This window comes from Anoxybacillus sp. PDR2, from assembly GCF_009834045.1.
In the GTDB taxonomy this organism is placed as follows: Bacteria; Bacillota; Bacilli; order Bacillales; family Anoxybacillaceae; genus Anoxybacteroides; species Anoxybacteroides rupiense.
Window position 1 is genome coordinate 3,430,238 of sequence record NZ_CP047158.1, and the last position, 25,172, is coordinate 3,455,409.

Consider the following 25,172-nt stretch of genomic DNA (forward strand, 5'->3'; position numbering starts at 1 on the left):
CCCCTTTCTCCTCTATGATCTACTAAGATCTACTAAGCTTTTAAAAATCTGCGAACAGACATCATGCTTCCCCACACGCCAATACATCCGCCCAGCACGAGCAGAACGACGCTAACCTTCCACATAAACGGATGGAACGGAAGGAGCTGCAAAAACGGAACCGTTAATTTCGGATTAGCAAACTCATAAATGTTGTAGTAGACAAGCGAAATCAGTGCGATCGGAATAATCGCTCCCATTACACCGAGCCATAGCCCTTCAAGGAAAAAAGGCCAGCGAATAAATCCGTTCGTAGCTCCTACTAATCTCATAATCTCAATTTCGCGGCGACGCGCAAAAATGGTAATTTTAATCGTATTGGAGATTAAAAACATCGCCGTAAAGAGCAAACCGATAATTAAGCCTAAACCAATATTTCTCGCAATGCCAAGAGTTTTAAACAATTTCTCCACTTGACCTTGCCCGTACTTCACTTTATGTACAGACTTAAATGTTTCAATTTTCTTTGCTGCTTTCATCGTATCTTCCGGCTGTTTCGCCTTCACGACATAAACATCGCTCAGCGGGTTATCTTGTTCGAACAAACGAAACGACGAACCCTCCTCACCAAAGCTCTTAATAAGATTTTTCAACTCCTGCTCTTTGGAGGAATACTCCACCTCTTTTACCTCTGGAACCGCCTCAATTTGCGCCTTTAACGCCTGCTTATCTTGCTCTGTCGCCGTCAAATCGATATAGACGCGAATCTCGACATCATTTTCAATCTTGCTGGCAAAATGGTTCATGTTAAACATGATGACAAGAAACACGCCAACAAGCAAAAGCGTAACCGTGACGGCACTAATGGAGGCAAACGTCATCCAGCCGTTGCGTCCGATGCTTTTAAAGCTTTCCCGCATGTGACGCCGAAGGGTATTAAACCTCATAGCCATACTCTCCCCTCGCCTCATCGCGGACAATTTTTCCACTTTCAATCGCAATGACACGCTTTTTAATCGTATTGACAATTTCACGGTTATGCGTAGCCATCACAATCGTCGTGCCACGATCATTAATCGTCTCGAAAATCTCCATAATTCCCCAAGAATTGTCAGGGTCCAAATTTCCTGTCGGCTCGTCCGCAATCACAATCTTTGGCGAATTGACAATCGAACGCGCAATGGACACGCGCTGCTGCTCGCCGCCAGAAAGCTCATCGGGATAAAACCGCGCTTTATGCTTTAAGCCGACCAAATCCAACACTTCCATTACTTTCTTTTTAATCAGTCTCGGCGATTCTTCAATTACTTCCAAAGCAAACGCTACATTCTCATATACCGTTAGCTTAGGGAGCAATTTAAAGTCCTGGAATACCACGCCAATATTCCGCCGCAAAATCGGCACTTTGTTGTCCTTCAAATGAGCAAGGTTGACGCCGTTAATCATAATCGAACCGCTTGTCGGCTTTTCCTCGCGGTACATCATTTTAATAAATGTCGACTTTCCAGCACCGCTCGGACCAACCACATAAACAAACTCCCCCTGCTTAATGCGTACATTAATTCCATTTAGCGCAATGACGCCGTTTGGATAGGTCTTATATACATCTTTCATTTCAATCATTTCAATCACCTTATTTTTATAAAGTCATCGCCCATGATGCCACTATTCGAGCGGTCTCGCGCTATTTATACAAAATTCCACAAAACCTATTATAACACGACCATCTTCCTTTTTTGTTTACATTTATGTTTCAAAACCGTGACGTTTAAAATAAAAAGCAATCCGGCAGGCCTGCCGGATTGCTTTTCTTTTTATTTTTTTGATGCGAGCCATTCGGCCACTTTGTCGGCATCGTCTCCTTGAATAATGCCACCAGGCATGCCGCCTCGACCTTTTTCGATAATTTGCTTAATTTCATCTTGAGAATATTTGCTGCCCACTTTTTGTAAATTAGGCCCCACTGCTCCTTCTAAGTTAGCGCCATGACAGCTTGCACAGTTTTGTTTAAAAATCTCCTCTGCGGCTGATGCGGTGGATCCTTGGTTCTTCGTATCTTTGTTATCTGTTGCTTCGTTTCCCCCGCCACAAGCAGCTAACATGAACGACATGCCCAGCAATAAGACGGTTAATTTCTTTTTCATTGACGAACTCCCCCTCTAACAAATTGCAGACAGCCTTATTATAACCGATTTTCCAGCCGCTTACGCACGTTTGAATCCTTCGCCAAGCACTTCCGTCGCGTCCATAATGACGACAAACGCTGATGGATCAATGGCTTTCACTAATTGTTTCAATTTCGTGAATTCTGTTTGTTCAACAACGCACATAAGAATAGGGCGCTCATGCTCTGTATATCCGCCGTACCCGGACATTTTCGTCACTCCGCGGTTAATTTTATGTAGAATAGCCGCCCGCACTTCCTCTTCTTTATTCGTGATAATCATCGCCATTTTTGAATAGCCAAAGCCGATTTGGACGATATCAATCGTTTTGCTTGTAACAAATAAACCAATCATTGCATATAACGCGCGTTCAATATCAAAGACAATGGCGGCTGTCAACACAATCAAGCCGTCGATCAGAATAACGCATGTGCCGAGGGAAAGACCTGTAAATTTATGAATAATTTGCGCGGCTAAATCGGTCCCGCCTGTCGACGCTTTGCCACGAAACACCAATCCCAAACCGACACCGACACCAATGCCCCCAAATAGAGAGCCAAGCAACGGATCGTGAGTGGCCGGTTCGACATCTTTCGTCAAATAGACAACGAGCGGCAAAAAGACCGTTCCCACGAGCGTTTTCACGCCAAATTGCCGTCCTAAAAACACAACCCCGGCAATAAATAGCGGGATGTTAAACGCCCATTGCACATAAGCAGGCTGCCAGCCAAACGTCGCATGCAAAATGGTGCTAATGCCGCTGACACCTCCAGAAGCCACGCGATTTGGCAGCAAAAACAGATTAAACGCGATCGCAACGATCGCTGAACCGATAAGAATGTATACATATTCACCGATCATGGCAACAGCAGGATGCAATGGTTGACCGATTCGTTTTGCTTGTTTCATCATCTTCAAAACCCCCCATGAGAGTATAGCACGCCTATTTTCGTTCGTAAATGACAGCCCAATAACGCAATAAAGGATTAAAGAATGATTCAGATCACAGGAAATCTTCGCATCGCTTCCTTATAGTTTGCGCAATAAAAACCAATCTATCGAAAATACGGCTTGAAGATGAAGCAATCGGCCTCAGAAAGATTCGCCATTTCTCCAGCTTGAAGATCAGTCATTCGCCGTTGTCAACCGTAAGCAACCGCGATCTGGTCCGCTATCCAAATCCAAGCGCAAAAAGGCTTGAAGAAGGATGGTCTCTCCTCTTCAAGCCTCGTTTTTATTTCAGCTTGGCACGCAAGTATGCGTCAATAAACACATCAATTTCGCCGTCCATCACCGCTTGTACGTTTCCTACCTCTGTATTCGTACGGTGGTCTTTCACAAGCGAATAAGGATGGAACACATAAGAACGAATTTGACTGCCCCAGCCGATTTCTTTTTGCTCGCCGCGAATCTCCGCCAGCTCCGCCTGCTGCTCCTCTAATTTCTTTTGATATAGCTTCGCCTTGAGCATATTCATCGCTTTTTCGCGGTTTTTAATTTGCGAACGCTCGGATTGGCACGTCACTACAAGCCCTGTCGGAATGTGGGTGATGCGCACAGCCGAGTCGGTCGTATTGACATGCTGGCCGCCGGCGCCGCTTGAACGGTACGTGTCGACCTTAATGTCTTCCGAACGAATCTCAATTTCAATATCGTCGTTAAACTCCGGCATCACCTCGCAGGACACAAACGATGTGTGGCGGCGGCCCGAAGCGTCAAATGGGGAAATGCGCACTAAACGGTGCACGCCTTTTTCCGCCTTTAAATAGCCGTAAGCGTTATGTCCTTTAATTAACAGAGTGACGCTTTTAATTCCAGCTTCCTCGCCAGGTAAATAATCCAGCGTTTCTACTTTAAAACCTTTTTTCTCTGCCCATCTTGTATACATGCGAAGCAGCATAGAGCCCCAGTCTTGCGACTCCGTTCCGCCCGCGCCCGGATGAAGCTCCAAAATGGCATTGTTTTTATCATACGGCTCATTCAGCAACAGCTGCAGCTCAAATTCGCTAAAATCCTTTGTCAGCTTTTTCGCTTCGGCAACAAGCTCCTGCTGCAAATCTTCATCCGGCTCTTCTTTGACAAGCTCATAGGTCAGCTCTAAATTTTCAAACCGCTCTTCTAGTTGATGAAAGGCGCCGACGAGATCCTTCAGTGCATTCGCCTCGCTAATCACCGTCTGCGCTTCCTTTTGATCATCCCAGAAATTGGGCGCAGCCATTTGCTCCTCCAATTCGCGAATGCGCGCCTCCTTCACCTCGAGGTCAAAGAGACCCCCTAATATCCGCTAATCGCTTAGCCATTTTCTCCAAGTCTTGCTTTACTTCCACTAAATCAATCATCGCTGTTCACCTCATTACTAGTTTACTCGCTATATTTCCTATCTGTTACAGGGCAAAATCAAAGCGAGAGGCTGCCCCCCTCACTTTGATTTACGCGTTTTTCCCGCAGCAGTTTTTATATTTCTTGCCGCTTCCGCAAATGCACGGATCATTGCGGCCAATGTCCACCGCTTTGCGAACCGGCTTGCGCTTCACTTCCCCTTCATCTTCTTTTGGATGAACGGCTTCTCCCTTCGCCACTTCTTGGCGCTCAAGGTTGCTGTGGATTTCCGCTTTCATGATATATTTTGCCACTTCTTCTTCAATGGAAGCAATCATGGCGTCAAACATCGCATAGCCTTCCATTTGATATTCGCGAAGCGGATCGATTTGTCCATATGCCCGCAGATGAATGCCTTGTCGCAATTGCTCCATCGCATCAATATGATCCATCCACTTCATATCGACCGCGCGAAGCACGATCACGCGCTCAAATTCGCGCATTTGCTCCGGATCGATTTGCTGTTCTTTTTCATCATAGCGCGCTTTGACCTTTTGCCAAATCACTTCGATCATTTCTTCCGGTTCTTTGCCGCGCAAATCGCTGACGGCCACATCTCCCTCTGGAAGCAGATTGGCATGGACGTAATCCAGAATGCCTTTCAAATCCCAATCTTCCGGAAGCTCTTCACTTGGCGCATGCGTCGTCACCACTCGTTCAATGACCGATTGGATCATCTTTTCAACAATGCTGCGCAGATTTTCGGAATCCAGCACCTCAAAGCGCTGGCGGTAAATAATTTCCCGCTGCTCGCGCAATACATCATCATATTGCAACAGCTGCTTCCGCGCGTCAAAGTTATTGCCCTCCACGCGTTTCTGCGCCGACTCAACCGCTCTTGTCACCATTTTACTTTGAATCGGCTGGGAATCGTCCATGCCGAAGCGATCCATCATCGCCATTAAATTTTCCGAGCCGAAGCGGCGCATCAACTCGTCTTCCAATGACAAGTAAAATTGCGATACTCCAGGATCTCCTTGACGTCCTGAACGTCCGCGCAGCTGGTTATCAATCCGGCGGCTTTCGTGCCGTTCCGTACCGATGACCGCCAATCCGCCAAGATCGGTCACCCCTTCGCCAAGCTTAATGTCCGTTCCGCGCCCTGCCATGTTCGTGGCGATCGTCACCGCGCCTTTTTGTCCAGCTTGCGCAATAATCTCCGCCTCTTTTGCATGGTTTTTCGCGTTCAGCACATTATGCGGAATGCCTCGTTTCTTCAGCATGCTTGAAATCAGCTCAGAGGTCTCGATCGCAACCGTACCGACAAGCACCGGCTGCCCCTTCGCATGGCGCTCGGCAATATCCTCGACGACCGCGCGGAATTTGCCTTCCATCGTTTTATAAATTAAATCCGGGCGATCTTCGCGAATGACCGGTTTATTGGTTGGAATGACAACCACCTGCATATTGTAAATGTTGCGGAATTCTTCTTCCTCTGTCTTCGCTGTTCCTGTCATTCCCGCTAATTTTTCATACATGCGGAAATAGTTTTGGAACGTAATCGTCGCCAACGTCATCGATTCGTTTTGAATCTCCAGACCTTCCTTCGCTTCGATCGCTTGATGCAAGCCATCGCTATAACGCCGGCCTCTCATTAAACGACCTGTGAACGGATCAACGATGACGACCTTTCCTTCTTCCACGACATAATCGACATCGCGCTGCATCGTCACATGCGCTTTTAACGCCTGATTAATGTGATGGTTCAGCGTCACATGCTTTAAGTCAAATAAGTTATCGATGCCAAACGCGCGCTCCGCTTTCGTAATCCCTTCTTCTGTCAGCTGCACGCTTTTTGTTTTTTCATCATACGTGTAGTCCGTATCCCGCTTGAGCGTACGAACAAACGCGTTCGCCTGAATGTACAGCTTCGTCGACTTTTGCGCGGTACCAGAGATAATAAGCGGCGTTCGCGCCTCATCGATTAAAATCGAGTCGACCTCGTCAATCACAGCAAAATGAAGCGGACGCTGCACCATATGCTCCTTGTAGAGCACCATGTTATCGCGCAAATAATCAAAGCCGAATTCATTGTTCGTTCCATACGTAATATCCGCTTGGTACGCGGCCTGCTTCTCCTCGCGTGACAAGCCTGTCAAATTCAAACCGACCGTTAAGCCTAAAAACTCATACAGACGGCCCATTTCCGTCGCGTCACGGCTGGCCAAATATTCGTTGACCGTCACGACATGAACGCCTTTTCCTGTCAACGCGTTCAAATAGACCGGCATCGTGGCCGTCAGCGTTTTCCCTTCCCCTGTTTTCATCTCGGCGATATTGCCCTCATGAAGCACAACACCGCCCATAATTTGCACTTTATATGGATAGAGCCCAAGGACGCGCTTCGCTCCCTCACGCACAACCGCAAAAGCTTCGACCAACAAATCATCAAGCGACTCGCCTTGCTGGTAGCGCGCTTTAAACTGCTCCGTTTTTCGGCGCAGCTCTTCATCAGAAAGCTTGGCCATATCGGCACTGAGCGCATCCACCTGCTCTGCAATTTTTTCCAAGCGTTGAATCTGGCGTTTATTTGAATCAAACACCTTTTTTAATACTCCTAGCATATATAACGCCCCTTATTCAGATAGAATCACTAATTTACATGATATCATTTACAGGAATAGGTGACAACTCAAACGCGGGGATCGATGGAGAAGAGAGGAGGGGAAAAAAGAAAAGCCAGCCTTCTAGCTGGAACCGCCCGTTACGTTTGCGATTGGATTTGTTCAATCGCTCCTTCGACATGCAACAGCCGTTTGTTGAGCGCATAGATTTCAAACCCTTTTTCCTCGATTTTCTTATGGATGTTTTTCAACAGCGCATACACATCGCCAGCGACTTGAGCTTCTAGACGTAATACCGCTTCTTTTACCTCGCCTACCTCTCCTTCGACCTGCTCGAGCCGTTGTTTCACCTCAACCATGTCGCTTTCAAGGTGACCGAGGCGCTCTTTCACTTCTGCCATCTCACTCTCCAGATGGTCTAAACGAGCTTCCAGATTGGCGAAGCGTTCATCGATTTGGGAGAAGCGTTCGTCGATTTGGACAAACCGCTCATCCATTTGCGCAAAACGCTTGTCCACTTGATCCAATCGCTGGCGAACTTCTTCTTGAAATTGTTCCGCATTTGCTTCCATCTTATCCAATTTAAGCAAAATTTGCTTTAACATCTCTTCCATCTTTTACTCACCTCCTTCCTCCTAATACATTATAACATCCCCCGCCTTCAAAAGGCAGGGGATGAAGATTAATTCGCTTCAATTAAACCGTATCTTCCGTCTTTGCGGCGGTAGACAATGTTGGTGCGGTTCGTCTCCGCGTTGGTAAAGACGAAAAAGCTATGGCCGAGCATATTCATTTGCAAAATCGCTTCCTCGCTGTCCATCGGCTTCAAGCTAAACCGTTTGGTGCGCACGAGCTCAAAATCCCATTCCTCTTCCTCTGCTGGTTCAGCTGCCACCGGAACATCGTTGCCGGCAAACACATGCTTCGCTTCTTTTTCGCGCCATTTTCGGTTCACTTTCGTCTTGTGCTTCCGAATCTGCCGCTCCAATTTGTCTGTCACCAAATCAAGCGCCGCATACATATCCTCATGCCGCTCCTCTGCGCGCAGCACCAGTTGCGGCATCGGGATCGTCACCTCTACTTTCGCTTGTTTATCGTTATATACTTTTAAGTTCACATTGACTATCACTTCTTCCGTTGCGTCAAAATAGCGTTCCAATTTGCCGAGCTTTTTCTCAGCGTAGTCTTTTAAGGCTTGCGTAACTTCCAGATTCTCACCGCGAATGTTGTACTTCATATGTGCAAAAGCCTCCTTTAATAAAGGGTTATGTGTATAGTTCTACAATCCCCTACAAAATCCTTCTTCAAACGTCGAATATTTTTTGAAAATTTTGTGAAAAATCAAATGGATATTATGGTAATATTTACTCTTATTCTCGCCCCTTTATGCCCGCCTTGTTTGAAATCAAGCGAACTCTGATTCCATGCAAATAAAAAACCGCCCTCCACTCAGCTAGAGAACGGTTTTGTACAGATGGATTCATCTTTTCTGCGGCCTGCTTGCCAAAAGGCATACTGACATCACAGAACGGGACTCCGCACTGATCGCTTTCGCCACCGTTCCTTCGATGGTTTTACGTAGCAGAAGCAGCGATTATTGCTCCACATATGGGCGCAAATGCGTCAGCATGCTGGCTTTCCACGCTTCAAACGCAGGAGCTAAGCACGTCTCGACAAGCTGCTGCTTCCCATTGGCATCCTGCAGCTTTCCATCCAGCTTCCATGCCTCGTCCGCAACAGCGGAAAACCGGCGGATCTCCGCCATGATGGCGGCATTCTCCGCAAAAAAGCGGGAGAGCAGCCGCTCGTTGACATCATGAATGCGGCCAAGCGCGGTAAAAAGATCGGCTAGCACCGCGTCGCCTTGTGTGCGTTCGTAATGGTGAAAGCTCTCCACCACATAAGCAAATCCTTCTTCCATCGTATCAAGCAATGCTGCATATTGCCGGACAACGGCCAATTGTTCAGGAGTTAAATGCATCATCTAGAAAGACCTACCTTTTTTTATCGTAAAACATCCCATCAACCGAAAGGGATTGATAAGGATTCAAATAATTTTGATTCGCCATCTTCTTTTGCTTCATCGCCTTTAAATCTTGGTAAATTTGTTGCTTCAGCCCATGAAGCCTTTGGTCGATTGTTTCATTGAGCATCACGATTTCCATGCCCAACTCCTGTTCCTCATCGCTATATGGCGGTTGTAGCTGCTCGATCAGTTCATCCCTTCTCCCAAGCAAATGTCGAATCATATCAATCGTTTCATCGCGCGCTTCCTTTGGAATGGGCTCATCTAATAGATCATATAGCTGTTTCGTAACCTGAAACAATTCCACAACAATGCTCACTACACGTGCCCACCCTGCGCATATTGGCGCTGGCGATTCAATTGAATCACTTGCTTCCACGTATCGCGGAATTCCGTCACATAGCCTTCCACTTCATCAAGAATGGCGCGATCATTTTTAATATTCGCTTCCACTAGGCGGCGGTAAAGGTAGTCATACATCGTCATCATCGATTTCGCGACGTCGTAGTCCATATTGAGCGTCACCATCAGCTCTTGAATGATCTTTTGCGCTTTTAATAAATTGGTATGGCGCTCTGCCGTATGGCCTTCTTCCATCGCGCGGCGCGCAAGCTGAATGAACTTCAAGCAGCCGTTGTATAACATCAACGTGAGCTCGCCAGGCGATGCTGTTTGTACGGCATTCGTTTGGTACGATTGATATGGGTTATTCGTTGCCATGTTAAAACACTCCCCTAAAAATTATTGCGATCCCCCAAAAGCATTCATTAAATAGGCACTTTGCTGATTGGCCCGATTGATCGCTTCCTCCATCGCCGTAAATTGGCGATAATAGCGGTCTTCGATTTGCTGCAGCCGATCATTAAACGCAGCAATTTGTTTATTCAGATCATCTAAGTTGCGGCCAATCGAAAATTGATCGTTTGTCCACAACGTTTTTCCTGCTTTTTGCTCAATTTTGCCAATCGTATCTTGGATCGTATCGCGCAATCGGCGGGCAATCCCCTTTGTATCAAAGGTGGAACCGTTGGCATTAAACAATTGATAAATAGAATTCGGATCCTTTTCAATTGCGGCGCGAAGCTTCGTTTCATCAAGAACCAGCTTTCCGTTTTCCAGGTAGTTTGTCGATGTCGTAATCCCGATCTCCGAAAGTGTATCATAATCAGGATTGATCGCCGGATCATTGACTTTGCTATAGACACCGATCCGCATTTGATTTAAACCGCTCGATAAAATCGTATCGCCGCGAAGCAAGCCGCTTTTCGCTTTTTCTTCCCACAGCTCGACCTGCTTTTCCGTCATCGCTTCCTTTTGCTCATCGGTCAGCGGCAAATAATCACGATAGCGCTGTTCCGACAGCTTCGCATTGATTTTGCTGATCGTATCGTTATATTTATCAACAAAGCCTTTAATCGCATTAAAAATCGCATCTGTATCGTTGGCTGTCGCAATCGTGGCGGAACCGGCCGCTTTTAGCGTATAGGTCACATTGCCCAGCGTAAACGTATTCGATGGTCTTGTCGTCGTCAAGCCGTTAATCGTAAATTGGGCATCCTGACCCGCCGTTTTTCCGGTCAGCTCCGCCCCGGCCACCGCATCGCTAAAGCCAAGCTGTTGAAAAAACGCAGCCGTATCCGCGTCATTGAGCACTAAGCTCGCAGCCGCTCCCGTATCTTTTTTCGTGATGACGACTTTATCCTGTACTGAATCATAGAACGCGGTAATTCCTAAATCGTTGTGATTATTAAGCTTGGCCAAAACGGTATCAAGAGTGTCAGAAGCGTCAATGGAAAGCGTCACCGCTTTCGTGCTTCCATCGCCATTGGTGACATTTAAGCTAAGCGTTCTCGCCCCTTGGGCGAAATTTTCCGTTCCAGTGGAAATCCACGTAGCGGAAGTCGCTATTTTCGCGACATTGATGTTCATGCTGACATTCGCGGCCGAAGCGCTGGCCGTGGCAGTGACTACACTGTCGTTGGAGCTTGTCACTTTCTTTTTCAGCATGCTGCTTTGCAATGTCAAATTACTAAAAATATAATTATCTAAATCTTGCAGCAGCGCATTCATCGATCGATAATCATCGCGCTGCCATTCAAGCGTCTGCTTCTTCTGCGTCAGCTTGTCAAGCGGCATGCGCTCCGCCTTCATCAAATCCTTCACCATTTGATCGATATCCATGCCGCTGGCAAGACCGCTTATCCGCATGGTACTCATCGCCGCACGCTCCCTCCTTAAATTTTCTTATCCACGACAAGCCCGACAAATTCCATCATCGCCGCATACATATCTAACAGCTTTTTCGGCGGAATTTCACGGATGACCTCCTTCGTCCGCTCATCCACAACTTGCACATAATATTCCTTTAGCTCATCATGAAGCTCAAACCGCAACGATGTCTGGCTCGGCTGCAAAAAAGTGTTCATGCTTTTCACAATATCGGAAAGCCGATCCTTCGACCATTCCTGCGAATCCTGCGGCGTCTCGGCTATAATCGGCTCCTCTGTCGGCTGCCGTTCAGCCATGTGAAAAGCCTGCTGATTTTTTACATTCTCCAATGAAAAAGAAGATTGGGAAAAAATACGCTCAATCGCCATATCGCCCGCTCCTTTGTCTCTAAACGCTTCCTATTTTTTATATCGGCTACAGATGAAGGAGTGTGAAGAAAAAATAGAAAAAACCCATTCAAAAAAAAAGAGAATAATACTATAAATTTCGTCATCTATTCCTTTATGTTGGCTGTTATAAAGCGAATTTTAGTAATTCAAGCTTATGTAAAACTCTGCTAGATCTCTTTTCCAATGAACTTAGGAACGATGAGAAAATCACACAAAGCTGTGAGCATGTTTAACGCCAACAATATTTATCATGTAGCGAATGAATAATACGTTCTAATTCCATAAAAATAGAGCTCGCACACGCGAAGCTCTATTTTTTTCATTGGCGATTGAGCATCTCTAATCTTTTGATCGCTTGTCCATATTGCAGATCAGCCGCTTTTTGATAAAAAGAAATAGCTTTATTCACATTTCCAAGCGCTTCATGAAAAACCCCGAGATTATATAAGGCTAAAAAGCTTCCTGTTCCTTTCACACTATCATATTTCGCCGTATCGCCTATCGCTAAACATCGAAGAAAAGATTGCTCGATAAGCGGAAACAAGTGAATATATTGATTCACGTCGCTAAAAATCAAATCCATATAAAATAAACCGCAGGCAAAATGAAAATCCGGAGAATCGGCTAAGCTATTTTGTTCCGTTTCAATAAGCTTTATGCCCTTCTCAAACGATTGATTCCCTCTGACGGTATACAAGTAATCGACAACTAGGTTATGACGATACCATGAATATAACGGAACAAGCTGATAGCTTTTTTCAAAATATCGCTCTGCCTGTCGCAGCTGTTGTTTTAGCTTATACTGCTTCCCTATTTGATATAAAACATAATCGTTAAATGGATCTTTTTCCAATTCCAGCAACAACAAATTTAAATTTCGATCTGTTTTATCCGTAGCAATATATCCATCATGATACACTTCTATGTCAAGGTCCTCTCTCGGTAAATCTGTCTCTATCTGTTCATGCACCCGTCCAACATATTTTACGCCTTTCGGCAACAATCGAGATAGATAGGACTGCGCATACCGTTTCTCGCCATTTTGGATAAACTCATCAATACGCCGAATTCGTCCAATTTTCTTTTCATCTTTTTCTAAAAATCGACGTATAGTGCTTTCACATTGATTTATCACATATTCATCTGCATCCAGTACTAAATTCCAATCACTTGTAGATTGTTCGAGCGCATAATTGCGGGCCGCCGAAAAATCATCGATCCATTTAAAATCAAATATTTTCGCTCCAAAAGAAGAAGCAATGTCTTTCGTTCGATCCGTAGATCCTGTGTCCACAATAATAATTTCATCCACTATATCTTTAACACTTTGCAGACACCGTCCTAAGTGACGTTCTTCATTTTTGACAATCATGACCAATGCGAGTGTCGTCAAGATTCCACCTCATATAGCCCAATAAATTCTTTCAATGCTTCTCGCCAGTGCCTTAGCTCCTTAAAACCGTTAAGCCTTAAAGCCATATGCTCTAATACGGAATACAAAGGGCGCGCGGCAGGCCTTGGATAATCTTTTGTCTTACATCGCTCTAGCCTTACTATCAAGCCAGTTTCTTCAAAAATCGCCTTCGCGAACTCATACCAAGAACAAGATCCCGAGTTTGAAACATGATAGATTCCATACTTTTCAGTTTGAATCAGCTGAAAAATTTGCGCCGCTAAATCAACAGCATAAGTGGGGCAACCGATTTGGTCATCCACAACGAATAGCTCTTTTTGTTTCTGTCCGAGTTTCAGCATCGTTTTTACAAAGTTATTTCCATGTTTTCCGTAAACCCATGACGTTCTCACAATAAAAAACTTTGAGTGTAAATCCGCTACAAATCGTTCACCAGCCCATTTACTTTTTCCATATACATTGATTGGACTTGGCGCAACAAACTCGTTATAAGGTGCATGGCTGTTTCCATCAAATACGTAATCCGTGCTTATATAAACAAGCTTGGCATCTACCTTTTGTGCTGCCACCGCAACGTTTCTTGTTCCGTATGCATTTACTAGAAAAGCTTGGTCGATTTCAGACTCGGCGTCGTCTACCCTTGTATAGGCAGCCGCATGGATAATTACAGTAGGACGAACACGATCGATAATATCGTTTACTTGCTCAAAATCGGTAATATCCATTTCATTTCGTCCGTAGCCGTATACTTGACATTCCGCACTTTCTAGCAGTGTGACTAGTTCAACCCCAAGCTGTCCATGTGCTCCTGTTATTAATATTTTATCCTTATTCATTTGGTTTCACCGTACTGCTTCTTGTAATAATCCATATACTCGCCTGATTTGACGCGTTTCCACCAATCTGGATGATGAATATACCATTGAATCGTTTCTTCAATGCCTTTGTCAAACTCGTACTGCGGCGTCCAACCGAGTTCCTCTGTAATTTTCGCTGGATCAATCGCATAACGGCGATCATGTCCTAGGCGATCTGGCACATACTTAATCAATGATTTAGAAACCCCTAGTTTTTCAACAATGAGGTGCACGATTTCATTATTGGTACGCTCATTATGTCCGCCAATATTATATACTTCCCCAGGAATCCCTTTATGAATCACCAAATCAATCGCTGTGCAATGATCTTTCACATGGAGCCAATCACGAACATTTTGACCATCACCGTAAATCGGGAGCTCTTTGCCTTCCAAGGCATTAGTAATCATTAACGGAATCAGCTTTTCAGGAAAATGATACGGCCCATAATTGTTAGAACAGCGCGTTATATTGACATTTAATCCATATGTTTCGTGATACGCCCTCACAAGCAAATCGGCACCTGCTTTGCTTGCCGAATATGGGCTGTTTGGCGCCAGCGGCGTTTCTTCTGTAAAATATCCTGTTTCTCCTAAACTCCCATATACTTCATCAGTTGAAATTTGCACATATTTTTTAATACCATGGGTTTTGGCTACATCTAATAACACCTGTGTTCCAAGTACATTTGTTTTTACAAAAATTCCTGGATCAGAAATGCTGCGGTCTACATGCGACTCGGCCGCAAAATTAACAATTACATCGATCTGATGAGTGCCCACAACATAATCAACGAGCTGATAATTGCCAATATCACCTTTGACGAAAACATATTGCCCGTTTTTTTGAACATCTTGCAAATTTTCTAGATTTCCTGCATATGTTAACAGATCATAGTTCACAATTTTGTATTTAGGATATTTCTCTAACATATAACGCACAAAATTGCTACCGATAAAGCCAGCTCCACCGGTCACCAAAATATTCATACAATTCTCTCCCACGTAAAATTAATCTCTGCATCGACCAATAATGGATGGTTGGCATCCTTTTCGGAAAGAACAGGAGTCGGCATTGGCCAATCAATCCCTAAAGAAGGATCATTCCATAAAATGCCTCTGTCATGCTCTGGAGAATAATAGGCATCCACTTTGTATTGAACTTCTGTATGATCAACTAGAGTACAAAAGCCGTGCGCAAATCCTTTAGGAACTAACAACTGCCTTTTATTATCGGCACTTAAAATGAAACCTTGCCATTTTCCAAACGTCGGAGAACCGCGGCGGATATCGACGATCACATCGTAAATAGCGCCGCGCGTAACACGGACGAGTTTGGTTTGAGCTCGGGGATTCAACTGATAATGCAATCCACGAATCGTTCCCGCTTTAACAGAAAGAGAATGATTATCTTGCACGAATCGCAAGTCAAAGCCTAATTCGCGAAACGTTTTCTCATTGTAGCTTTCCATAAAAAAGCCTCGCACGTCTCCATATACGGTTGGTTCCAAGATAAAAGCACTGTCAAATGTGGTTTCGATAATTTTCATACCTTTCATCCTTCAGTATTTCATGTTCTTATTAAACCAGCTGCCGAAATCCACATCTTTCGCCAGTTCATTAGCCCGCAAATAAGATGTATGCGTCCCCGCGTCCGTCCACCATCCATCCAAAACGTCATACGTTAACTCATTTCTCTCAATGTAGGCGTTATTTACGTCAGTAATTTCCAATTCCCCTCGTGCTGATGGCTTTAATGTTTTAATAATGTCAAATACTTTTGCATCGTACATATAAATTCCCGTTACCGCATAACGGCTTTTCGGCTGTTTCGGCTTTTCTTCAATGCTCTTGATTCGGTTTCCTTCTAATTCCGGCACCCCAAATCGTTCAGGATCCTCGACTTGCTTAATTAAAATTTTTGCTCCCGCTCCTTGCTCTATGAAATTCTTTACATAGGAAGTGATGCTATCAGAAAAAACATTGTCCCCTAAAATGACCGTCATTAAATCATTGCCGACAAACGCCTCGCACAGCCCCAATGCCTGTGCAATTCCTCCCGCCTGATCCTGTACTTTATACGTCAGTTGGACATCGAATTCCGAACCGCTTCCTAAAAGATTCACGACATCTCCCATATGCTCGCGCCCAGTTACAATTAAAATATCGCGAATATCCGCCTCTTTTAACTTGTAAATAGCGTGATAAATCATTGGATATTTACCGACTGGAAGCAAATGTTTATTGGTTACTTTCGTTAACGGATAAAGGCGGGAGCCTGTCCCACCGGCGAGAATGATGCCTTTCATTAGTTGATCACCTTTTCTCATAAAATGTTTTTATCACATCACATATATATGTCACATGCCTTGGACTCATTTGATAATAAAGAGGCAATCTTATCAGTCTTTCGCTATGCGAAGTAGTATATAAATCTATCCCACTAAACCTCCCATATTGAGTTCCCGCCTTTGAACTATGCAAAGGTACATAGTGAAAAACAGCCATAATGCCGTTATCTTTTAAGTATTTAATTAAATCTTCTTGTTCCTTTAGACATGCAGTTTTGATATAAAATAGGTGACCATTATGCTTACATTCTTCAGGAACATAGGGAAGCTCAATACATCCTTCTTCTTGCAGACCCTTCAAATTAGCGTAATATAAATTCCAAGTAGTCAAACGGTCTTGGTTAATTTCCTGTGCTTTTTCTAACTGAGCATATAAAAATGCGGCGCTAATATCATTTAGTAAGTAGGATGAACCGATGTCAATCCATGTATACTTATCGATTTGCCCCCTGAAAAACTTTGATCTATCAGTGCCTTTTTCTCTAATAATTTCAGCCCGTTCAATCATTGCAGGATCATTTATTAAAATAGCTCCCCCTTCTCCGCACGTATAATTTTTGGTTTCGTGAAAGCTATAACACCCTATGTGCCCTATTGTCCCGAGTGCCCTTCCTTTATAAGTACTCATAACTCCTTGGGCGGCATCTTCAATTACATAAAGATTGTATTTCGAGGCTATTTTCATTATCTGATCCATCTCACAAGCTACTCCTGCGTAATGAACCACTACAATAGCTTTAGTTTTCTCGGTAATAGCGCTCTCTATCCGATTCTCATCTATATTCATTGTATCTGGGCGTATATCTACAAAGACTATCTTCGCACCTCTAATTACAAAAGCATTTGCTGTTGATACGAAAGTATAAGAAGGCATAATAATTTCATCGCCCTCTTTTACATCAATTAACATAGCTGCCATTTCCAATGCATGTGTACAAGAGGGAACAAGTAGTGTTTTTTTACATTTAAAATTTCTTTCAAACCACTCTTCACATTTCTTTGTGAATGGTCCTCCACCGCTTAATTTCTGGGTTCTTAAAGATTTTTCAATATAATAAATCTCATTTCCTGTTATTGGTGGTACATTAAAAGGTATCATAATCTAACTCACCTGTTTTTATACTTTCTATGAAAATAGATAAGCTCTAACCTAATTAAATAACTCATTCATTTGTTATTATCAACAAAAAAATACATAATAATTTCGTTTTTTCATTATATATTGATAACCCCAAGAGATAGCTTCTATTCCTTATTTCTTCATGTATAGTGATAAGTTTTTTAACATTTTATTTCATACAAAGGATGATTTTTGAAATATTACTTTTTTCTCCATCCCCAAATATAGTATGGTGCATCTGGTCCTGTGTGGAAGATTAGATCTAAAATCGTTACTCCATGCTCAAAAGGTGGATAAAACTGTTCGTATTCTGGATATCCAAAGTAGTCTTTATAAACAAGTTGTATTTGGTTTTTTACGAACATTAAATCATCAATATAGTTTTGCGCGGAAGGACCTGAAATATATAAATTTCCTTCTACTTTTTTTATCAAATTAATGAGTTTCTCCTGTTTTTTTCCTTTACAATTTAAATCTTTACTGTTAAAAAATTTCGTATTGATACCTAAAATATCTTTTGATATATGCGTGATAATATATTGGTTTAATTCAGATAAGTTAGTCCAAACCCTAGAACAATATAAATCTTCAAAGAAATCCTTATACAAATTGAAATATTTAGCTTTACTATAGCAATATTTTATCGTTTCCCAATGCTCCTTTTGCCAACGAGAGCTTTCGATACTTACATCACAAATTAGACGATTAGTATCACTACCTACTGGAATTGTTAACCATTTCAATCCGTGAATTGTTTTTATTTTATTTCTATTTCTCCAATCGCGATTAGTATACTGTACATCATCTAAAAAAATAAAGATATCGGAATCATTTATGATATCGAAATAGCCTTTCCAAGGAATATAATTTGATTGAATAATTGCTATTTTTTTCATACTAACTAATCCACCTTATGAGTAACATAAAAAACACTTCCTGCTTTTATAAAACTATTTGGCGGCACATGTGTATTATTAACTACTGTAGCCCCAGCTCCGATAAAGCTACTACTACCTATTTTGGTAAATCCACATATTGTACTATTAGGTGACAAAAAACAATTACTCTCTATCTCACTATCATGACTTACAACAGTTCCAGGCCAAAGGACTACTAAGTCACCTAATTTGACGTTTGTATCAACTATTACTCCTGCCATTACAATAAGTCCTTTTCCCATAATACTTGTTTTATCAATAATAGCAGTTGGGTGAATTAGATTAATCGTTTCATAACCATAAGACAGGACCTTATTATAAATATTCCATCGAGCAGAAAGACTATTGTAACCAATACCATATACTATACAATACTCACTAGTGGAATACTTCTTCCTTACATCCTCAAAAGATCCTAATACTTCATCTTTATGCGGTTCTAAATCATCAATAAATCCAACAAACTCATGCCCACAATTTATGACCAGCTGCTTTATGAGCTTCGCGAACTCTTTAGAGCCGTACACTATCACTTTGTGCATATTAAATCAACTCACTTTTAACAAATGTTAATACGATAACATTTTCCTCTGCAAGGAATTTAATTTAATATTTAACACTTCTGAATAGTTACTTAAAAATTGTACCCTCGACCAAACCACATCATGACTCTCTATTTGATTTATATTTTTAGTAGTATTTAATAGTTTAACCGAATGACGATTAGGAACTACACTGAATAAGCTATCTACCCTTTTATTCCACATTTCCCCAATATGTTTTTTCAAAACAGCTTTTCGTTGTATTTCTCCTAATAAACATCTTTCATCTTTTGAATTAATAAGCTCTACAACGTAATTTATATATTCATTTTCATTAGCAAACCCCTTATCCGTTTCACCAAATATTTCTACGGTGAATAATGGAGATGAATTATTTAGAGAGTGTACAACAGGAATTCCTCTCATAGCAGCATCTAATGCAGCTGTTGGAGAGCCAATTGGGAAACTTTCAATATATATATCTGCTAATTTATAAAAATCTTCTATATTAGAGAATGTTCCAAGAAAACAAATATTATGATTCATTAAACTTTTGGCTTTTTGAGCCAAAGGATGTTTTTCATCCATGCCAATAATAATTAGTAATACATTACGGGATTTTTTTAGTATTTTGGACAGCGTTTCAAAATAATTTAAACCAGTGTAAGGAGTAAATTTATAAGAGTCAGCTATAGTAAGTAAAATTACCATTTCATCTGGGATATTAAATTTTCTCCGAATCTCGTTCTTGTTCTCAAATTGTCTCGAAGCTACTAATGGCAAAGGAATGAGATGAGAACCTCGAGCCAATCTCCGTTCTTTAGAAATCTGAAAACCTATCCCTCTACCATCAATAACCAAATCTGAAATATTTGCCCCTAACCAAAACGCATGATCAGCATGATTATACAACACAATTGGGGGACCATAATTAATCCCGTACGCAATAGAAGGAATAGGATCATCTGGATGAGTATGGAGTACTACAAGATCAGCCCAACTTAACGAAATATCACGGAGCATTAGAACTTTTTCTAAATAACTCAAATTATCATTTAATACTATACATTTTCCACCCGAAGTCTCACTAACTTCATATAACATATTAGGAATATCAGGAGCATCTTGTTCCAATATAATAACTGAATGATGTTCATTTTTGTCGAGTCTGTTTAAAATCCAACGTTCAACAGCCCTAGTGTGTCCCCCTGTTCTATAAGCTGCTGTCATTACATGTAGAATTTTTTTATAGCCTTTATTTCCCATCGGTAGCTCTATTTTTTCCTTGGGTTTTAAATCCACAGTCTTTTTAGCAATCTCCAACAATCCATTCTCTAATTCAGGTGATACATAAAAACCAGGATGAGCATACCAAGCTATCGTTGCAGCCATTTTAGCCTGAATAATTTTTCTGTTGATAGATGAAATATCATCAACTTTAGTATTTTTAAATGCTTGATAAAAGACATCAAATCTACTTCTGTTAAACTCAATAGTATTTTTAAATCCGTTAAATTTCGGAAAATATTCACTTAAAAATTGCCATCTAGCCTCTTGAAAAGACGGTCCTACATCACATATTCCACAATCGTGTACACACCACGGAAGTTCCTGTTTCGGGATCCCTACTTCGTAACCGGCATTAATGAACTCTCTACATTGCGAAACATCATAAAAATGCCATCCTTTAAATAAATCGTCTCTCCATGGAAGATCATACTGCGTAATAATTATCAAACCATCCACAGCTTCAACACTTTCATAATCCTCTCTAACTTCGTTAAATTGATTGAGCTTCAAAATATTAGAAATGCTGTCGTAGACTTTTCCATATTTTAAATCTGTTTCCCACCATACCCCACTACTTGGAATATATTTTGAACCTGCTACTCCTAAAAGTCCTAACTTAGGGTATCGTTCAAATAAAGATAAAATATCATAAATGAAACTTTTGTTAACAATAAACACATCCTGATGCAAATACACTTTATACTTCGCATCCGTCTGCTTCATCGCTTGGTTATATCCTGAAGTAATGCTTTGTGCCCCTTCAATCGCAATAAATTCAATTTCATAACCGTCTGGTACATGTAGTGATTTTACATAGCGTACCGATTCTTCATATAAATCACGGTTATTGACACAGTAAATGAACGCGATTTTTTTATCATTCATCATGAAGACTCTCCTCTTGCAGCCTTGAGCAATTCGATTACTTGTGCATCAGGCTGTTGAATTTGCTGTAAGAATCTTTCTGCCAATTCGTATTCCCCATAATAAAGCAGTACATAACCTAAATTGTAAAGAGTATCTCCATTCGTTGGATCAAGGTCGTAAGCAGCGTGCAAATAAGGCAAAACATGTTCGTGCAGTCCGTGCTCAAAACAAATAATGGCAAGGGACTGGAGCACTTTAACTTTGTCGATGATGCTTGTGTTCAATACTTCTTTTATAATTGTTTCATCAATTTCATTTTCCATTAATTTCTGCACAATCGCTTGTTTCGTTTCTTCTAAATCAACCTCGAACTCCAATCGACGCAACAAAAATGTAAGCGTTTGAATGTTTTTTAGCGGTTTTTCATTAATTTCCTCAAACAACTTTTGGACCTCGTAATCCGGATTTTTAATGAACGACAAATATCGGTTAGCCAATTCCTTCTCCCCATACGAATTCAGCACAAACGCTAAATTATAAAGAGTATCCGCATGATCTGGTTCCATTTCAAAAGCAGCGCGCAAGTAAGGTAGCACATGTTCATGATGTCCAACTGCAAAGTTTTCAATTGCCAACCGATTCAATATATCCACTGAATTGTGATTATTTTCTTTAATCGCTGCAATAATTTGTTCTGGAAAATAATTCTGCAATTCTGCCCATACGTTTTTCCCAGACATAAGTTCATCTAGTAAGGGTAAGAGTTGACGATTTTCAAACTGCGCCGCCACTAAAAAGTAGCTCGACTCCAACATCGGGCGAACACTATCTCCATATATAGTCGCTAACTGATTAATAAAGTGCTGCTGGCTGTCGCTAATAAAAGGCTTTAGTCCAGAGATAGAGGTTCGGAATCCCGCCTCTTTTAACAGACAGTCAATTTGTGAAAAACTGTACATATTACGATCTGCAACAGGGTTACCGCCGCCCAAGAAATCCTGTATCACTAAGCAATGGCCGATATTAGGAAGCTTCGCAATAAACGTTCCATTCTCCTTGAGATGCCTTACAATAAATTGAAGCAGCCTTTTGTCTAGGGAAAAAGTGTCGCCGCTTAATAAAATGGCATCAAACTCCCGGCCAATGATGTCATGATGCTCAAAGCTGTCAGTCATGATCGCGAATCTGCTTGCCTCTTCAATTGAAAATGGATTTTTCTCGACACCATATAATTGGGCAAGTGGATACTCATTTTTCACTTTCAACAAAGTGCCTCCCGATCCAGCGCCAATATGAAGCACACGAAGTGCTTCGTCTTTACGCGCCTTTATGCATTCCACCATTTCACAATCCACTCGATATGAATTCGAATCTGTGCCCCACTTCTCCTTAAACTTCTTCTCATTTTCAGTCAAAATGCGAGAATAGGCATTAACATCCTTTTTCCACGATACACTGCCGTAATGGTGAATAAACGTATCTTTGCATAGCATCAAACGGTATCCTGCTTTGCGTAAGCGGACCGAGTAATCGTCATCCTCGAAATTCCCTGGCGTAAATCGCTCATCGAGTAAACCAATTTCATTAATCGCTTTTCTTTTAATCAGCATGCAAAAACCAATTAATTTTAACCGCTCTTCCCATTTACTATGATCAGAAACATTATAGCTCGCGGCAAACCGATGCATTTCATCAATCGATGTATAGTCCACCGGAATTGTTGAATAATATGTCGCCGAGTTGGTCACCGGTCCAACTGCACCTATATCATCAGAGCTATATAAACATGCCAACAAATTCTCAAGCCAATTTTCAGTTACAACCGTATCGTTGTTTAAAAGAAGAATATTGTCCCCTGTTGCTATTTCAATTCCTTGATTACATCCTTTTGGAAAGCCCAGATTTTTATTATTAAAGATTACTTTTAAGTTATTTTGTTCTTTTAACCACTCCACCGTACCATCAGTAGAATGGTTGTCAACAATAATAATGTCGTAACTTCCTTCTTTTGTATATTTAATAATACTTTCTATACACTGTTTTGTGTAATTCAATTGATTATGAGTGAGAATGATAATACTAGTTTTCATATAAGTCTCCCTCTTAATTGCCCTGTTCCATTAACCATTTGCTATCAGGGTAGATTTGTTTGGCACTTTCCAGTATACGTCTCCGTTCTTCATTCATCTCATTCAATTTCATTAGTTCCAACACATATTTATATAAGCGGAAATCGTGATGACCAAGATTCATTCCTAACAGTCCATACTGGATTGCTTCTGCAAATTGTTCTCGCATCGCTAAACCTTCGATGATGTTAACAAAAGCATCTGCATCCAAATCATTAAAGTCTTCAATACTCTGATAAAAGCCAAGAGCCACTTCAATAAATTCATAGCGATGAAGCAAGTGTCCAAGAGAAAGATTAATTCGATTGTCAAATTGATCCCGTAATTTGATTAACTCTTCAAATAGATCATATTTTTGAAGCTGAATCGTCCGTTCAATCATATTCAGATAGAAATTTTGCTCCGGAATATCGTCTGTTTCTTTAAGGATGAATCGTAAAAATTCTTTTTCCTTTTCTTCCCCCACAATATTAATTAACAATCGAATGATATCTAGCTTGCCAATACTCATCGATGCAACTAAAACATCATATAAATCTAAAGAGCCATTTTGGATATACACTTTAAGTGAGGATAAGGAACTATTCAACAATTCTGCAATCGCTGCTTTATATTCTTCTTTTAAAATCTTGAGTTTAATCTCAAAGCCCTTTTTAGTAGTTCCCTCTTCTAACATTGAAACATAATATTCAGCAGTGCCTGTCATTCTGATAGTGAAAACAACTCTTAATAGCAGTAATATATCGCGCTCATTTGTAAACCAGCTTCTTTTTTCTAGAAAATGAATAATCTCATGTTCAGAATGAAATTTGGCCAATAAGCTTAACAAATGAAATAGCGCTTCATAGCTCTTATTGTTGACAGATAAGGCGCTTGTATAATGATGGACGGCTTCTTGAAAATTTTGTTTATGTTTATGAATATGTCCTAGTAAAACGTGAGGATCATACTCTAGATATTCAATACTTTTAATAGATTTCGAATATTTGTGTTTGTTATTAACTAATTCAGTTAAAACGGTTAAGGCATCATCATGTCGGCGCTGTAAATAGTAAATTTCGCCTCTTAAATATTTAAAATCAGGCGTTTCGCTGTAGATATTCTCAGCATCACTAATTACATGTAGCGCATCAGCAAACCGCTCTAAGTATTTTAAACATAGAATAATTTGAACAACACAAATTGAGACCCAGCTAAATCTAAAGTCTGGCTTTAGCCTATAAGCTTCTAAATAATATTGCAATGCTTTTTCTACTTCAGCTTTCGAAAGATACTCATTCGCCAAATTGAAATAATCAAATCCTTTGCTGTTAGAAGATTGTAGCTCTTTTTCAATTAACTCTGTATTCCGTTCATTTTTATTCTTTGCTTTCACTGTTTGAGTCATGTATCCAGAATGATAAACAATAAAAGGAAGGGATTCTGTGGTCAATGCTTCACTTCCATTTTTCTTTAATTGCTCATGAATAGAGCGATAATAGAAGATATGAGAGCGATTCCGATATATTCTCGTGCTTCTGTGCTGAAGAACTCTTTCTCCATATGAACCCATGAAATTATAGATAGTTACATCATAACCATCAACAGTTTCTCTTGCATTTTTTAGCTCTTCTACTACTTGTTTTAAGTTCTCTCTATCCACATACTCATCTGCATCAAGAACTAAAATCCATTCTCCATTAGCTTGTTTTTGTGCATAATTTCGGGCATCTGCAAAACTATTCGTCCACTCAAATTCATATATTTTTTCAACATAATTTAAAGCTATTTTTTTTGTAGAGTCCGTTGATCCAGTGTCAACAATAATAATTTCATCTACAATCCCATAGACAGAATCAAGGCAGCGCTGCAACACCTTTTCTTCATTTTTGACAATCATGCATAAAGATAATAATGGCCTCATGGTACACATCCTTTTAAAAATAAACTCGCTT

The 25,172-nt window shown here is 41.2% G+C and carries 23 protein-coding genes and 1 pseudogene; all 24 read right to left on the reverse strand.

The genetic code is table 11. The features are described 5' to 3' along the window. Positions 1 to 32: 32 nt before the first annotated feature. Complete coding sequence (ftsX, locus tag GRQ40_RS16545; protein WP_159720405.1) at positions 33 to 926, reverse strand: permease-like cell division protein FtsX; 894 nt, start codon at positions 924 to 926, stop codon at positions 33 to 35. Next, positions 916 to 1,602, reverse strand: coding sequence for a cell division ATP-binding protein FtsE (ftsE, locus tag GRQ40_RS16550; protein WP_044746263.1), 687 nt, complete (start codon positions 1,600 to 1,602; stop codon positions 916 to 918). Before ftsE ends, ftsX begins: the two co-directional genes overlap by 11 nt. A 191-nt stretch (positions 1,603 to 1,793) precedes the next feature. After that, positions 1,794 to 2,123, reverse strand: coding sequence for a cytochrome c551 (cccB, locus tag GRQ40_RS16555; RefSeq protein ID WP_159720406.1), 330 nt, complete (start codon positions 2,121 to 2,123; stop codon positions 1,794 to 1,796). Between the two features lie 60 nt (positions 2,124 to 2,183). Then, positions 2,184 to 3,053 (reverse strand): YitT family protein, encoded by an 870-nt coding sequence (locus tag GRQ40_RS16560; protein WP_304505686.1) that lies wholly within the window; start codon positions 3,051 to 3,053, stop codon positions 2,184 to 2,186. A gap of 325 nt (positions 3,054 to 3,378) precedes the next feature. Beyond that, positions 3,379 to 4,483, reverse strand: a protein-coding gene (gene prfB / locus GRQ40_RS16565; RefSeq protein WP_249218602.1) for a peptide chain release factor 2 whose coding sequence is annotated in 2 segments (ribosomal slippage) — positions 3,379 to 4,407 and positions 4,409 to 4,483 — 1,104 coding nt in all. Because the reading frame shifts where the segments join, the coding sequence is not laid out codon by codon here. A 90-nt stretch (positions 4,484 to 4,573) separates the two neighbouring features. Beyond that, entirely contained in the window at positions 4,574 to 7,087 is a 2,514-nt protein-coding gene (gene secA, locus GRQ40_RS16570) for a preprotein translocase subunit SecA (protein ID WP_159720407.1), read from the reverse strand. 140 nt (positions 7,088 to 7,227) lie between these two features. Next, positions 7,228 to 7,701, reverse strand: coding sequence for a hypothetical protein (locus GRQ40_RS16575; protein ID WP_159720408.1), 474 nt, complete (start codon positions 7,699 to 7,701; stop codon positions 7,228 to 7,230). Positions 7,702 to 7,769: 68 nt separating this feature from the next. Next, complete coding sequence (gene hpf / locus GRQ40_RS16580) at positions 7,770 to 8,324, reverse strand: ribosome hibernation-promoting factor, HPF/YfiA family (RefSeq protein ID WP_159720409.1); 555 nt, start codon at positions 8,322 to 8,324, stop codon at positions 7,770 to 7,772. Positions 8,325 to 8,681: 357 nt separating this feature from the next. Continuing rightward, on the reverse strand, positions 8,682 to 9,071 hold the full coding sequence (locus GRQ40_RS16585; protein ID WP_159720410.1) for a DUF8042 domain-containing protein: 390 nt from the start codon (positions 9,069 to 9,071) through the stop codon (positions 8,682 to 8,684). A gap of 10 nt (positions 9,072 to 9,081) precedes the next feature. Continuing rightward, positions 9,082 to 9,432, reverse strand: coding sequence for a flagellar protein FliT (locus tag GRQ40_RS16590; RefSeq protein WP_080860244.1), 351 nt, complete (start codon positions 9,430 to 9,432; stop codon positions 9,082 to 9,084). After that, positions 9,432 to 9,833: a flagellar export chaperone FliS gene (gene fliS, locus GRQ40_RS16595; protein ID WP_080860246.1), complete on the reverse strand. Its 402-nt coding sequence runs from the start codon at positions 9,831 to 9,833 to the stop codon at positions 9,432 to 9,434. Before fliS ends, GRQ40_RS16590 begins: the two co-directional genes overlap by 1 nt. A gap of 21 nt (positions 9,834 to 9,854) precedes the next feature. After that, positions 9,855 to 11,330 (reverse strand): flagellar hook-associated protein 2, encoded by a 1,476-nt coding sequence (locus GRQ40_RS16600; protein ID WP_159720411.1) that lies wholly within the window; start codon positions 11,328 to 11,330, stop codon positions 9,855 to 9,857. A gap of 17 nt (positions 11,331 to 11,347) precedes the next feature. Continuing rightward, positions 11,348 to 11,710, reverse strand: coding sequence for a flagellar protein FlaG (gene flaG / locus GRQ40_RS16605; protein ID WP_159720412.1), 363 nt, complete (start codon positions 11,708 to 11,710; stop codon positions 11,348 to 11,350). A gap of 340 nt (positions 11,711 to 12,050) precedes the next feature. Further along, positions 12,051 to 13,124 (reverse strand): glycosyltransferase, encoded by a 1,074-nt coding sequence (locus tag GRQ40_RS16610; protein WP_236546353.1) that lies wholly within the window; start codon positions 13,122 to 13,124, stop codon positions 12,051 to 12,053. Further along, a complete protein-coding gene (gene rfbD, locus GRQ40_RS16615; protein WP_159720413.1) occupies positions 13,121 to 13,981 on the reverse strand; it encodes a dTDP-4-dehydrorhamnose reductase in 861 nt (286 codons plus the stop codon). The genes GRQ40_RS16610 and rfbD overlap by 4 nt, the downstream gene beginning before the upstream one ends. Further along, positions 13,978 to 14,991, reverse strand: a complete 1,014-nt coding sequence (rfbB, locus tag GRQ40_RS16620; protein WP_159720414.1) for a dTDP-glucose 4,6-dehydratase — start codon at positions 14,989 to 14,991, stop codon at positions 13,978 to 13,980. Before rfbB ends, rfbD begins: the two co-directional genes overlap by 4 nt. Further along, a complete protein-coding gene (gene rfbC, locus GRQ40_RS16625; protein WP_159720415.1) occupies positions 14,988 to 15,551 on the reverse strand; it encodes a dTDP-4-dehydrorhamnose 3,5-epimerase in 564 nt (187 codons plus the stop codon). Before rfbC ends, rfbB begins: the two co-directional genes overlap by 4 nt. Before the next feature lie 12 nt (positions 15,552 to 15,563). Continuing rightward, positions 15,564 to 16,310: a sugar phosphate nucleotidyltransferase gene (locus GRQ40_RS16630; protein ID WP_159720416.1), complete on the reverse strand. Its 747-nt coding sequence runs from the start codon at positions 16,308 to 16,310 to the stop codon at positions 15,564 to 15,566. A gap of 7 nt (positions 16,311 to 16,317) precedes the next feature. Then, positions 16,318 to 17,451: a dTDP-4-amino-4,6-dideoxygalactose transaminase gene (rffA, locus tag GRQ40_RS16635; protein WP_159720417.1), complete on the reverse strand. Its 1,134-nt coding sequence runs from the start codon at positions 17,449 to 17,451 to the stop codon at positions 16,318 to 16,320. 221 nt (positions 17,452 to 17,672) lie between these two features. After that, positions 17,673 to 18,368 (reverse strand): WbqC family protein, encoded by a 696-nt coding sequence (locus GRQ40_RS16640; protein WP_159720418.1) that lies wholly within the window; start codon positions 18,366 to 18,368, stop codon positions 17,673 to 17,675. 5 nt (positions 18,369 to 18,373) lie between these two features. Then, positions 18,374 to 18,952, reverse strand: a complete 579-nt coding sequence (locus GRQ40_RS16645; RefSeq protein ID WP_159720419.1) for a PglD-related sugar-binding protein — start codon at positions 18,950 to 18,952, stop codon at positions 18,374 to 18,376. A 27-nt stretch (positions 18,953 to 18,979) separates the two neighbouring features. Next, complete coding sequence (locus GRQ40_RS16650; RefSeq protein ID WP_159720420.1) at positions 18,980 to 21,130, reverse strand: glycosyltransferase; 2,151 nt, start codon at positions 21,128 to 21,130, stop codon at positions 18,980 to 18,982. 998 nt (positions 21,131 to 22,128) lie between these two features. Then, a pseudogene (locus tag GRQ40_RS19090) lies at positions 22,129 to 23,199 on the reverse strand (glycosyltransferase); the annotation flags it as partial. Between the two features lie 13 nt (positions 23,200 to 23,212). Further along, positions 23,213 to 25,141: a glycosyltransferase gene (locus GRQ40_RS16660; protein WP_236546354.1), complete on the reverse strand. Its 1,929-nt coding sequence runs from the start codon at positions 25,139 to 25,141 to the stop codon at positions 23,213 to 23,215. Between the last annotated feature and the right edge of the window lie 31 nt (positions 25,142 to 25,172).